Genomic DNA, 12,687 nt, shown 5'->3' on the forward strand with positions numbered 1-12,687 from the left:
TTGCTGTCTCTTGCGGGTCTATAAAGAGTGCTGCCCGTCGGGGCAAGCATGCGCTGTGGGCAAAGGCTTATGTCCCCATGCATTTTCGCCCGAATTCCGATAGAGCAGATGGGAGCGAATCATAACTTCCGGTTTCCCTTGCCGGGTTCTTGCACTAGAAGCGAATAATGACCTCCGCCAACCGGATTGACGACAAACTCGCAGAACTCAACCAGCCGAGCCTGTGGTCCGGCATCAATGCCTATCGGTCCGATCCGCTGATCGTCGATCTGACGGCGGCGCTGCCGCGCGGCATCCGCGAAGATCTGGAAAATATGGGCCGCTACGTCACCTCGCCGGAAGCGCAGGAGCTGGCGCGCATGGCAAACCAGGGTACGCCGCAGTTGCGCACCCACGGCCCGCGCGGTGAGCGCCTCGACGTCGTTGAATTCCATCCGGCCTGGCACGCGCTGATGCGCCGTTCCATGTCGGTTGGGCTGCATTCCTCCGTCTGGGATCCGCAGGCCGATACCGAAGCCAAGGATGACGCCCATAAGGTCCGCGCCGCGCGCTTCTATCTGACGGCCCAGCTGGAAGCCGGTCATCTCTGCCCGCTGACGATGACAAGCGCTTCGGTGGCTGCGCTGTCGGCTTCGCCAGCGGTGCAGAAAGATTGGGCGCCGAAGATCCTGTCGCGCAAATATGATTCGTCTAACCGGCCCGCCATGCAGAAATCCGCCGTCACCATCGGCATGGGCATGACGGAAAAGCAGGGCGGTACGGACGTCCGGGCCAACCGGAGTGCGGCCGAAAAGGTCAGCGAAGGTATCTACCGGCTCTCCGGCCACAAATGGTTCATGTCCGCGCCGATGAGCGATGCCTTCATCATGCTGGCGCAGACGAAGGAGGGCATGGGCTGCTTCCTCGTGCCGCGGCTTCTGGAGGATGGCTCGGCCAACGGTCTGCAGTTCCAGCGGCTGAAGGACAAGGTCGGCAATCGCTCCAATGCTTCTTCCGAGGTGGAATTCTCGGACACTTTCGGTTTTCTGCTCGGTGCCCCGGATGCCGGCATCCGCACCATCCTCGACATGGTGACGCTGACCCGCCTCGACTGCGCACTGGCGTCTTCGGGCATGATGCGCGCCTCTCTCGCCGAAGCCGTGCACCACACCCGCGGCCGCAGCGTCTTCGGCAAGATGCTCGTCAACCAGCCGATCATGACGCGCGTGCTGGCCGACATGGCGCTTGATATCGCTGCCGCGACGGCACTGTCCTTCCGTCTCGCCGATGCTTTCGACAAGGCGCGCGGCAATGCCGAGCAAGCTGCCTATGCCCGCGTCATGACCCCGGTCGCCAAATACTGGTGCTGCAAGATCGCGCCGGCCTTGATCTATGAAGCCATGGAATGCATCGGCGGCAATGGATACATAGAAGAGCGCCCGATCGCCCGCCATTATCGGGAGGCTCCAGTCAATGCCATCTGGGAAGGCTCCGGCAACGTCATGGCGCTCGACGTGCTGCGTGTGCTCAACCGCGGCAAGGACCTGTTCGAAACGGTTTTCTCAGGCCTTGCCCGCGACCTCGGTCCGGCCGGCAAGAAGACGATCGACGTGCTGCGCGCCGCAATCGCGCTCTGCGAACAGGATGAGGGGGCTGCGCGCCTGCTCGTCGAGCAGCTGGCGCTTGCGGCCGGTGCCGCCGAACTTTACCGGCTTGGGGCAGGGCGCATTGCCGATGCCTTCATCGAGACGCGGCTTGCCGGCGGCTGGCGCTCCACCTACGGCATGCTCGACTCCCGCTTCGACGCCAGCTATATCGTCGACCTGCTCTACCCGCCGGCTGCCTGATCGCAGCTGGAGATGACGTGGCGCTGCGCCGGCGTCGAGACGAGCGATATCGAAGCGTTTTGCGCTGATTGCTGTCCCTCACCCTAACCCTTACCGGGGTCGAGCCACTGGTCTCGACCCGTCCTGCAGACCCCGTAAATGGAGCAAGGGACGTGCCCGCGAAAGGTTGGTGGGGGACGGAGAGGTTGCGGCATTGTCCCTTCTCCCTGTTTACGGCTTCCTCTGACATCGGCGACGATATCCATCGCCATAAACAAAATCCGGCCGCGTTGCCGCAGCCGGATCTCATTATCTACGTCCGAAAATCAGCGTTCAGAAGAAGCCGCGGCGCTGCCACCAGCCGGCTTTCTTCGGCTTGCCGTCGTCGCTATCGCCATTTTCGCTGCGGGTGGATTTCACCGTCGGCTCGGAAGAGGAGATGTTGGATTCGCGGTTGGCGCGAACCGGCTTTGGCTCTTCCTGGGCAGGTGCTCCGAGATCGGCGGAGGCTTCAACCACTTCCGGTTCGGCTTCGACGGCGGGTGTGGTCACTTCCTCTGCTACCGGTTCTTCGACCGGCGCTGCGGCGGGCTTGCGGCGACCGCGGCCACGCGCGGGCTTCACATCCTCGGCGACGACGGCAGTGCCTTCGACGGCAGCCATTGCAGCCTGGCCTTCGCCCGCCTGCTCGGCGATCGTCTCAACGATTTCGGCTTCGCTGGGAGCGCCGCCATCCGAAATGGCGTCGCCTTCGCCCTCGTCACTACCGTTGCCTTCGCCGGCTTCACCAACCGTCACTTCAGAGCCGTCCTCGGCGCGATTGCGGCGGCCGCCGCGCTTGCCGCGACGGCGACGCTTGCGGCGCTGCGATTCCTCGTTTTCGGCACGGGCCTCGGGCGTGGCGGCGGCGGTTTCATCGCCTTCGCTGCCTTCGTCCTCGCCGTCTTCTTCCTCGTCGCCGGCTTCGCCTGCAGCCAATACCGGCTGCTCTGCATTGCCGTTGCGGCCGCGACGGCGCCTGCGGCGCTTGCGCTTTCGGTTGCCGTCACCTTCGCCTTCTGCGCGTGCCGTGGCAACGCGTTCGGCAGCGGCCGGCTTTTCCTCGAGTTCCTCGTCTTCGTCCTCATCCGCTTCGATAACAATATCGTCGTCGTCATCCTCGGGAATGGCTGCGAAGTTGAAGAGGCTTTCGATCTTGACCGGATTTTCCACAGGTTCGCCGCGGTCGATCGCGAAGTGCTGGGCACCCACCGAACCGTCAGCGTCGATGATGATCGCGACACCGAAGCGCGCTTCGTAATCGACGATCGTCTGACGCTTGTGGTTGAGCAGATAGAGCGCGATGTCGGGCGTGGTGCGCACGGTGATGTTGTGCGTGGTGTTCTTCAGCAGATATTCCTCGATCCCGCGCAGCACGTGCAGCGCGACGGAGGACTGCGAACGGACGTGACCGGTGCCGCCGCAATGCGAGCAGACCTGGGTGGTCGATTCGAGAACGGAAGCGCGGATGCGCTGGCGCGACATTTCCAGAAGGCCGAAATGCGAGATCCGGCCGACCTGGATGCGGGCGCGGTCGTTCTTCAGGCATTCCTTCAGCTTCTTCTCGACTGCGCGGTTGTTGCGCTTCTCTTCCATGTCGATGAAGTCGATGACGATCAGGCCGGCAAGGTCGCGCAGGCGAAGCTGGCGGGCGATTTCTTCCGCGGCTTCGAGGTTGGTCTGCAGCGCGGTGTCCTCGATCGAGTGTTCGCGCGTCGAGCGGCCGGAGTTGACGTCGATCGAAACCAGCGCTTCCGTCTGGTTCATGATCAGGTAACCGCCGGAACGCAATGTCACCTGCGGCTGCAGCATGCGGTCGAGCTGGGCCTCGATGCCCGAACGCGAGAAGATCGGGTGGATGTCGCGATAGGGCTGGACCACCTTGGCGTGGCTCGGCATCAGCATCTTCATGAAGTCTTTGGCTTCACGATAGCCTTCTTCGCCGGCAACGATGATCTCGCCGATGTCCTTGTTGTAGAGGTCGCGGATCGAGCGCTTGATCAGCGAGCCTTCCTCATAGACGAGGCAGGGAGCCGTGGAGGCCAGCGTCAGCGTGCGCACGTTCTCCCACAGGCGCATTAGATATTCGAAATCGCGCTTGACCTCGACCTTGGTGCGATTGGCGCCGGCGGTGCGCAGGATCACGCCCATGCCCTGCGGCACCTCGAGCATGCGCGCGATTTCCTTCAGGCGCTTGCGGTCGGCAGGATTGGTGATCTTGCGGGAAATGCCGCCGCCACGCGCCGTGTTCGGCATCAGGACGGAATAGCGGCCGGCAAGTGAGAGATAGGTGGTCAGGGCTGCGCCCTTGTTGCCGCGCTCTTCCTTCGCGACCTGCACGAGCAGGATCTGCCGGCGCTTGATGACTTCCTGGATGCGGTACTGCTTGCGCGGCTTGCGCTGCACGCGGTCCGGCACTTCTTCCATCGCGTCTTCGGCGCCGACGGATTCGATGACTTCCTCTTCGCCGTGATCGTCATCGTCGTCATCGTCGTCGCGGCGACGCTTGCTGGTCTCGACATCCTCGGAAATCTCGTCGGTTTCCACCATCGCGGCCATCGCGCCGCCGGTCGAACCGTCATCCTCGTTGTCGACGGTCGAAGCGCCTTCGGCTTCGACGTCGGTGGGGACGGCATCCTCGGTCGCGGTCGTCTCAGTGGCTGCTTCGACGGCCTTCTTGCGGCTGCGGCGCGGCTTTGCCTTCTTGGCCGGGGCTTCCGTGGCCGCCTCCGGCGCTGCCGCCACTTCTTCCGCGGTGGTCTCTTCGGCTACGGCAGCCGTTGCCGGCGCCTCTGCCGGAACGATGCCGACATCCGGCTGATCCTGCTTGGAAAGATCGACCATCGGCGCGGTTTCGACGTGTTCGACGTCTTCGTCGCGGCGATGCTCCTCGGCTTCGGCTCGAAGCAGTGCCTGACGATCGGCGAGCGGTATTTGATAATAGTCGGGGTGGATTTCGGCGAAGGCCAGGAAGCCGTGCCGGTTGCCGCCGTAATCGACGAAGGCGGCCTGCAGCGAGGGCTCGACCCTCGTTACCTTTGCAAGATAGATGTTGCCGCGGATCTGCTTCTTGTGCTGCGACTCGAAGTCAAATTCTTCTATGCGGTTCCCGCGAACGACAACGACGCGCGTCTCTTCCTCGTGAGACGCATCGATAAGCATTTTGTCTGCCATGTAAGCTGTGCTCCTCGGCGTGGCCGCGAGAGCGCATTCCCGACTGCTTTAGAAACAGAAAGAATGCGGTCCACCGTGGCCGCGCCGGATAATGAAAGTCGCGCCTGACGCGAAGAGGAGAGCAGCAGCCAGATCGCAACCGGAACCATTTCGGTCCGGGGCCTGTACACTTCAGATAAAACCTGCTGCGAAACCATCAACAACCAAGCGTGATCGACAAATACGAAGACCCGGTTCGGGTCCGATGAGTTTGCTCCTGAGAGCGTGGTGGCTGATCCACCAATGAAGTTCCGACAAGAAGCCGGAAAATCAGGATCCAGTTCTCGGGTTGAAGCGCATGAGACGGCGGACGATGACCGATGTGGCGCCAGGTCCAGATCTGGCTGGCAGCCCTTGCGGCGACTCTATCCCGTCAACACTTCTACCTTAAAATGCGTTGTATGTTTTCTCTGTCACAATAGCAAGGGAAAAGCCAAATGTGCCATAATATTGATGGATTTCGAAACGCATAGAAGCTGGGGACAAGTGATTGCGATTCGGCAGGCGGCAAGGCGTTTCGCTCTCGGGCGTCCGCTCCGGCCATGTCCGGTCCATCGCGGTATAAATAGGATGTGGCGGTTAATTGTTTAAGAGGGCTCGGATCGCCGCGCAGTCGGCAACGCGGCGATCGAAATTCGCAAGCCGTTTTCTGACGGCGGCACTTGTCGCCGGTTGCTTCCTGTCTGGTCTCGCGGGTGCGGCCGAGGCCAAGGATCCGCTGCTCGCTTATGGAGCGCGCATCATCGGCGATGACGCCAGAACGCGCATCGTCATCGACTTCGACCGCGAACCGCGTTTCTCCGTCCATTATATCGCCAATCCGGAGCGTATTGTCGTCGATCTGCCGGCCACCGCCTTCGGTTTTCCAGCCAAGGATCTCGCCGCACGCGGCCTCTTCAAGGATATCCGCTACGGCAAAATGGACGAGGAGAGCGCCCGCATCGTGCTGACGACGGCAAGGCCGGTAAAACTGGCGCTCGCCAAGGTGCAGGCCGACGAGGCGGGCAGGGGCCATCGCCTGGTGCTCGATGCCGAAATGATCGACAAGCAGGCTTTTGCCGAATTGGTCAAGACACAATCATGGAGCGATCGCGCCTGGAACGATCAGGCTGGCGCGGCCCAGACGACGAGTGCCATTCCAGCCCCCGAGAAAACCGCCCCCGGCGATTTCGTCATTGCCGTCGACGCCGGCCATGGCGGCATCGATACCGGCGCGATCGGCGTCGATACCAAGACCGAGGAAAAGCAGGTGACGCTTGCCTTCGCCAAGGCCCTGACCGACCGGCTGAACAAGGAACCCGGCATCAAGGCGTTCCTGACGCGTAACGATGACGAGTTCCTATCGCTTTCGCAGCGCGTGCTGATCGCCCGCCAAAACCATGCCGGCCTGTTCATTTCGTTGCATGCCGACACGCTGAAGCAGAAGGATATCCGCGGCGCGACCGTCTATACGATCTCCGACAAGGCCTCCGACAAACTCGCCGCAGACCTGGCCGAACGCGAAAACCTCTCTGATCAGATCGCCGGCAAGGAGACGGTCGCCGAGCCGCCGGAGGTCGCCGACATCCTGCTCGACCTGACGCGGCGTGAGACGCAGGCCTTCTCGATCTCGCTGGCCGAAAGCGTGCTGAATTCCTTCAAGGACCAGGTCAGCACCATCAACAACCCGCACCGCCATGCCGGCTTCCGTGTACTGCAGGCCCCCGACGTGCCGTCGATCCTTCTCGAGCTCGGATTCCTGTCGAATGCCGAGGACGAGAAACTGCTGCTCGACGAAACCTGGCGCGGCAGGATCGCCGATCTCCTGACAGAGGCGGTGAAGCGATACCGCACCGGTGTCGTGGCGAATGGCGGCTGAAGAACGCCTGCCGAAAGATCGACCGGGTTCTTCCGGGCGATATTCATGAAAACAAAGACTTGGACGTATCCCATGAATCAAGTTCTGAGCGGCGTGCTTCCGATTGCCGGCGGGAAGGGCGTTGCTTGGATGTGACAGTCCTGATGAAACGCTGCCGCAGCGGTGATTGCGGCGGCCAGAGCCCTATTTTGCTCACATTCGCGCCGTTACTCCGGCTTATGTTTCCTAAGCCTGAGACGCGGAATTCGGCTTGTGGCGGTAGCGCTCATGGAGTAAGCCGCGCGTAACGTGCAAATTGCCTTGATCTGTGCAATCGTTGCGCCTGCGCCGATTGAGGATCGAAGAGACCGGTAGCTGAAAATATGGTTAGACTTCTTGGATATTTCTTCGGAATGGCCTGTGTCCTGTTCCTGGTCGCGGCGGCGGGTATTGCCATCTACCTCGCCAATATCGCGAAGGACCTCCCGGACTATGCCGTTCTGAACAGCTACGCGCCACCGGTGACGACCCGCGTGCACGCCGGCAACGGCGCTCTCATGGCGGAATATGCCAAGGAAAAGCGTCTTTTCCTGCCGATTCAGGCTGTTCCAGACCGCGTCAAAGCCGCTTTCCTGTCGGCCGAAGACAAGAATTTCTACAATCATCCGGGCGTCGATCTCACCGGTCTCGGTCGCGCAATCCTCGTCAACCTGCAAAATTTCGGTTCCGGCCGCCGCCCGGTCGGTGCATCCACAATCACTCAGCAGGTGGCCAAGAACTTCCTTCTGAGCTCGGACCAGACAATCGACCGCAAGATCAAGGAAGCGATCCTCTCCTTCCGTATCGAGCAGGCCTACAGCAAGGACAAGATTCTCGAGCTCTACCTGAACGAGATTTTCTTTGGGCTGAATTCCTATGGCATTGCCGGCGCCGCGCTGACCTATTTCAACAAATCCGTCACCGAACTGACCGTCGCCGAGGCGGCCTATCTGGCATCGCTGCCGAAGGGCCCGGCCAATTATCATCCCTTCCGTCATCCTGAGGCAGCGCTGGAACGCCGCAACTGGGTCATCGATCGCATGGTCGAGAACGGCTATGTCAGCCAGAGCGACGGCGCGGAAGCCAAGAAGCAGCCGCTTGGCGTTACCGCCCGCAGCAACGGCCCATCGCTCTTCGCTTCTGACTATTTCGCCGAAGCCGTGCGCCGCCAGCTGATCGACCAATATGGCGAGAAGGTACTGTATGAGGGCGGCCTTTCGGTGCGCACCTCACTCGATCCCCAGATGCAGCTTGCTGCCCGCAAGGCTCTGCAGGATGGCCTCGTAACCTATGACGAGCGCCGCGGTTTCCATGGACCGATCAAGCAGATCGATGCGGGCGGTGACTGGGGCAAGGCGCTTGCCGATGTTCCCGCGCTGTCCGACGTGCCGGAATGGCGTCTCGCCGTTGTGCTCGCCGCCTCCGACGCCACCGTCGACATCGGCCTGCAGCCGGCCAAGGATGGCAGCGGCAAGGTCGCGGCCGACCGCCAACGCGGCACGATCGATGCCAAGAGCATGCAATGGGCCTACCGTTCGGCGGACGGCTCCCGCAAGACCGCGAAATCGCCGGCCGGCGTCTTGAGTCCGGGCGATGTCGTCTATGTCGAAAAGCTCGGTGACGACGCGTCGACATCCTATCGCCTGCGCCAGCCGCCGAAGGTACAGGGCGGCCTTGTCGCCATGGACCCGAAGACTGGCCGCGTGCTTGCCATGGTCGGCGGCTTCTCCTATTCCCAGTCCGAATTCAACCGCGCGACCCAGGCGATGCGCCAGCCGGGCTCCTCCTTCAAGCCCTTCGTCTACGCAGCGGCGATGGACAATGGCTACACGCCGGCCTCCGTCATCATGGACGCACCGATCGAGATCGTCTCCGGCGGCCAGGTCTGGAGACCGGAGAATTACGGCGGCGACGTCGGCGGCCCATCGACGCTGCGCTCGGGTATTGAGCATTCGCGCAACCTGATGACGGTACGTCTCGCCAACGATCTCGGCATGAACATCGTCGCCGAATATGCCGAACGTTTCGGTATCTACGATCACATGCTGCCGGTTCTCTCCATGTCGCTCGGCGCAGGCGACACCACGGTACTGCGTATGGTCTCGGCCTATTCGGTCATCGCCAATGGCGGCAAGCAGATCAAGCCGACCCTGATCGACCGTATCCAGGATCGCTACGGCAAGACGATCTTCAGGCATGAGGAGCGCCTCTGCGAGGGCTGCAATGCCGGCGACTGGCAGAACCAGGAAGAGCCGAATGTCGTCGACAACCGCGAAACCGTTCTCGATCCGATGACCGCCTACCAGATCACCTCGATGATGCAGGGTGTCATTCAGCGCGGCACAGCCGCTGGCAAGATCGACCTCGGCGGCCGCGACGTCGCCGGCAAGACCGGCACGACCAATGACGAAAAGGATGCCTGGTTCGTCGGCTTTACGCCGGATCTGGTCGCCGGCCTCTATATGGGCTTCGATACGCCGGCGCCGCTTGGCCGCGGCGGCACCGGCGGCGGGCTTTCCGCCCCGATCTTCAACGAATTCATGCAGGCCGCCGTCAAGGATATGCCGGAGTCGAAATTCGTCATTCCATCCGGCATGAACCTGATCCCGATCGACCGCAAGACCGGCATGGCCGCCGCCGACGGCGATCCGAACACCATCGTCGAGGCTTTCAAGCCCGGCACCGGCCCGGCCGACAGCTTCTCCGTCATCGGCATGGACAGCACCATGGCGCCCGAAGAAATCCTGAAGACCTCGCCACAGGCCAATCAGGCCGTCCAGACAGGCACGCCAGGCCTTTTCTGACCCTCGCCTGAATTTTGAACGCCCGCTGCGGCTCTTTACTTCAGCGGCGGGCGTCTCTAGAGCAATTCCAGCAAAAGCGCTCAGCGGTTTTGCGTCAGGAATTGCGTAAAACTAAAAAGATAGAGCATCTCCGTGGCTCGGAGAAAAGCGAAAATGCTCTATCCCACCAGCACTTGAGAAGACCGAGACAGAGAAGCAGGAAAATGCGAGCTGAAATCGAAAACGTGGTCGATGAAACCAAGCAGGCTATCACCCTGCTGAGGAGGCATCTTTGACTGGGACCAGGCGATAAGACGACTGGACTGGTTGAACAACAAGGCAGAGGATCCGAACCTCTGGAACGATGCGCAGGAAGCCCAGAAGCTGATGCGCGAGCGCCAGCAGCTCGATGACGGCATCAACGGCGTCCGGCAGCTCGAACAGCAGCTGAACGACAATATCGAGCTCATCGGGCTTGGCGAGGAAGAGGGCGATGAGGACATCATTAGGGAAGCCGAGGACTCGCTGAAGGCCTTGAAGGCCGAGGCCGCTCGCCGCCAGGTGGAAGCGATGCTCTCCGGTGAGGCCGACGGCAACGATACCTATCTCGAAGTCCATTCCGGCGCCGGCGGCACCGAAAGCCAGGACTGGGCGAACATGCTTTTGCGCATGTACACCCGCTGGGCGGAACGCCAGCGCTTCAAGGTCGAACTTCTCGAAGTCCATGACGGCGAAGAGGCGGGCATCAAGTCCGCGACGCTGCTCGTCAAGGGCCACAATGCCTATGGCTGGCTGAAGACGGAATCGGGCGTGCACCGTCTGGTGCGCATCTCGCCCTATGACAGCAATGCGCGTCGCCATACGTCGTTCTCGTCGATCTGGGTCTATCCCGTCGTCGACGACTCGATCAACATCGAGATCAACGAAAGCGATTGCCGTATCGATACCTATCGGTCGTCCGGTGCCGGCGGCCAGCACGTCAACACGACGGACTCGGCCGTGCGCATCACCCATATCCCGACCGGGATCGTGGTTGCCTGCCAGCAGGAACGTTCGCAGCACAAGAACCGTGCCAAAGCCTGGGAAATGCTGCGTGCCCGCATGTACGAAGCCGAGTTGAAGAAGCGCGAAGAGGCCGCGAACGCCGAAGCCGCTTCCAAGACGGATATCGGCTGGGGTCACCAGATCCGCTCCTACGTGCTGCAGCCATACCAGTTGGTCAAGGACCTGCGCACCGGCGTCGCCAGTACCGCTCCGGACGACGTGCTTGACGGCGATCTGAACGAATTCATGGAAGCAGCCCTTGCCCATCGCATCAGCGGCGCCGCCGACGCGGTCGTCGAAGATGTCGACTGACAGGCCGCAATAATCTAAGTCAGAAAGCTCCGGAAACGGGGCTTTCTTTCGTTCAGGCTCTCGCGCCGACGTCGGCACTCCGAAACAGCGCCGCCGACAACTCGGCAATCTCGTCATGAACGGCAGCCCGCTCGATGCACGGCGGATCGGTGAAAAGCTCGGCCGCAAAGGCAAAGCCGAGGCCGGTGCCCTCCGGCACGAAGACATAATGCCCGAGGCCGCCCCCGAAGATTTTCAGCGCGCTGCGCGTCAACCGTTGATGCAGCCATGAGGAACATTCTTCGGCCGGTGCCGCCTTGTCGGCATCGCCGACAAGGATCAGAGCGGGTGCCTCGACAGTTTTCAGGCTTTCCTCGTCGAAGCCGAGAACGGAGCGACCCGGCGCGCAGAGGAGCGCCGCCGCGATCCTGTCATCCCGATAGGGTCGCGACATGCGTGACCATGACTGGCGAAACACACCGCTGGTGCGAAGCAATGAGGGGATATGATCGGCAAGGTCGGGAAATTCCCTTGGGCGGCGCGGACCACCCGGCTTCAGTCGTGACGGTTCGAACTGCGAGAATTGCGTGACAGCGCCGAGAAGCAGCATGACGCTGTAGGCTCCGGCCGAAAATCCGGCCGCGAATACACGGTCTGCATCGATCCGGCTTGCAAGATCGCTAAGCCAGTCGCCGCTGCGGTCGAGCATGAAGCTCAGATCCGGCGCCCGCTCCCACAGACAGGCAAAACCTTCTGCGCGATAAGGCTCACTGCCGGTATTGCCGTGATGGTCGACGCCGAGCGCTACAAATCCGCGATCGACCAGGCGTCGCGCCAGCCATTCCAGTCCGGCCGCAGATCCGCCCGTGCCGTGTGATAGAAGGACCAGCGGATAAGGCCTGTTAGACGGGCGGATCGGCGCGTCGCGGGCGACCGCCGCCTTCCGAAACCAGCTTCTTTCCTTGATATCGCATTCCCGCGCGTCGTCGGTGGCCGGATACCATAGCGACCAGCGGACAGGCCTCGGGCCGGCTGCGTCCCAGTCCGGCCTTTGCTCGTCATAGAGGACGCCTTCGCGAAAGCCGAGTTTGATCTTCGCCGCCTGTGCGGACAGCGTTTCGCCGTTCAATTGGTCGCTTTCTCGATGGTGATGTCACCGAATTCGTCGATCAGCACGGTCCAGCCATCCGGCTCGGCCGCAGGATCGGTCTTTAGATAGATGGTGGCGAAGAGGCCGGGCTGCTTGCTGATGCCGCTCGAATTCTCCGGGCGGATATCTGTCACGTAAGGCTTCAGGTCGCTGATCTCCTGCAGCTCGATGGTCGAGGCTATCGCCGGGCCGGTCTCGGTCTGGGCGATCTGTTGAAGATAGACCTTCGAGGTCCTGTCCGGCTGGCGCACGGCAAAGAGCTTGTAGTAGCCGTGGCGCTCGGTTCCTTGCGGGTCGGAAACGCTCTTGGCAGCGGTGGGCGCCCGCTCGACAGCCGGTGCGTTTCCGTCGTCCTCCCAGTAGCCGGTGCTGGTCGCGAAAATCACCGACGCCGGCAGGATGGCCTCCTGTGCGGGAGCGGCGATCGCGGCCGAGTATCCGACGAGAAAAATCGTGGTTATCAACGTCAGTCGTATTGCCATCATC

The 12,687-nt window shown here is 61.8% G+C and carries 7 protein-coding genes; 4 read left to right on the top strand and 3 right to left on the bottom strand.

Annotated elements, in window-relative coordinates:
- The first annotated feature begins 167 nt into the window (after positions 1–167).
- Entirely contained in the window at positions 168–1,826 is a 1,659-nt protein-coding gene (locus J0663_RS17145; RefSeq protein ID WP_207241552.1) for an acyl-CoA dehydrogenase family protein, read from the top strand.
- 312 nt (positions 1,827–2,138) lie between these two features.
- Here J0663_RS17145 and J0663_RS17150 read toward each other — a convergent pair whose 3' ends face one another.
- The gene (locus tag J0663_RS17150) at positions 2,139–5,018 is read right to left on the bottom strand and encodes an Rne/Rng family ribonuclease (protein WP_207241555.1); all 2,880 of its coding nucleotides are present in this window, start codon (positions 5,016–5,018) and stop codon (positions 2,139–2,141) included.
- Between the two features lie 622 nt (positions 5,019–5,640).
- On the opposite strand from J0663_RS17150, the gene J0663_RS17155 reads away from it, so the two are divergent.
- The 3 genes from J0663_RS17155 (at position 5,641) to prfB (ending at position 11,072) form a co-directional block, all read left to right on the top strand.
- The gene (locus tag J0663_RS17155; protein WP_207241558.1) at positions 5,641–6,915 is read left to right on the top strand and encodes an N-acetylmuramoyl-L-alanine amidase; all 1,275 of its coding nucleotides are present in this window, start codon (positions 5,641–5,643) and stop codon (positions 6,913–6,915) included.
- A 362-nt stretch (positions 6,916–7,277) separates the two neighbouring features.
- Positions 7,278–9,737, top strand: coding sequence for a penicillin-binding protein 1A (locus tag J0663_RS17160; RefSeq protein WP_207241560.1), 2,460 nt, complete (start codon positions 7,278–7,280; stop codon positions 9,735–9,737).
- A gap of 203 nt (positions 9,738–9,940) precedes the next feature.
- Positions 9,941–11,072, top strand: a protein-coding gene (gene prfB / locus J0663_RS17165) for a peptide chain release factor 2 (RefSeq protein WP_207241562.1) whose coding sequence is annotated in 2 segments (ribosomal slippage) — positions 9,941–10,009 and positions 10,011–11,072 — 1,131 coding nt in all. Because the reading frame shifts where the segments join, the coding sequence is not laid out codon by codon here.
- Between the two features lie 52 nt (positions 11,073–11,124).
- Here prfB and J0663_RS17170 read toward each other — a convergent pair.
- The gene (locus tag J0663_RS17170; RefSeq protein WP_207244529.1) at positions 11,125–12,144 is read right to left on the bottom strand and encodes an alpha/beta hydrolase family protein; all 1,020 of its coding nucleotides are present in this window, start codon (positions 12,142–12,144) and stop codon (positions 11,125–11,127) included.
- A gap of 32 nt (positions 12,145–12,176) precedes the next feature.
- On the bottom strand, positions 12,177–12,683 hold the full coding sequence (locus tag J0663_RS17175) for a hypothetical protein (protein ID WP_207241564.1): 507 nt from the start codon (positions 12,681–12,683) through the stop codon (positions 12,177–12,179).
- Positions 12,684–12,687 lie beyond the last annotated feature (4 nt).

It is taken from the genome of Rhizobium lentis, assembly GCF_017352135.1.
GTDB lineage: Bacteria > Pseudomonadota > Alphaproteobacteria > Rhizobiales > Rhizobiaceae > Rhizobium > Rhizobium lentis.

What these genes read in the sequence shown, in the direction of transcription:
- J0663_RS17145 (WP_207241552.1), top strand. Translation starts at nt 168, where the DNA reads ATGACCTCCGCCAACCGGATTGACGACAAACTCGCAGAACTCAACCAG.
- J0663_RS17150 (WP_207241555.1), bottom strand. Translation starts at nt 5,018, where the DNA reads ATGGCAGACAAAATGCTTATCGATGCGTCTCACGAGGAAGAGACGCGC.
- J0663_RS17160 (WP_207241560.1), top strand. Translation starts at nt 7,278, where the DNA reads ATGGTTAGACTTCTTGGATATTTCTTCGGAATGGCCTGTGTCCTGTTC.
- J0663_RS17175 (WP_207241564.1), bottom strand. Translation starts at nt 12,683, where the DNA reads ATGGCAATACGACTGACGTTGATAACCACGATTTTTCTCGTCGGATAC.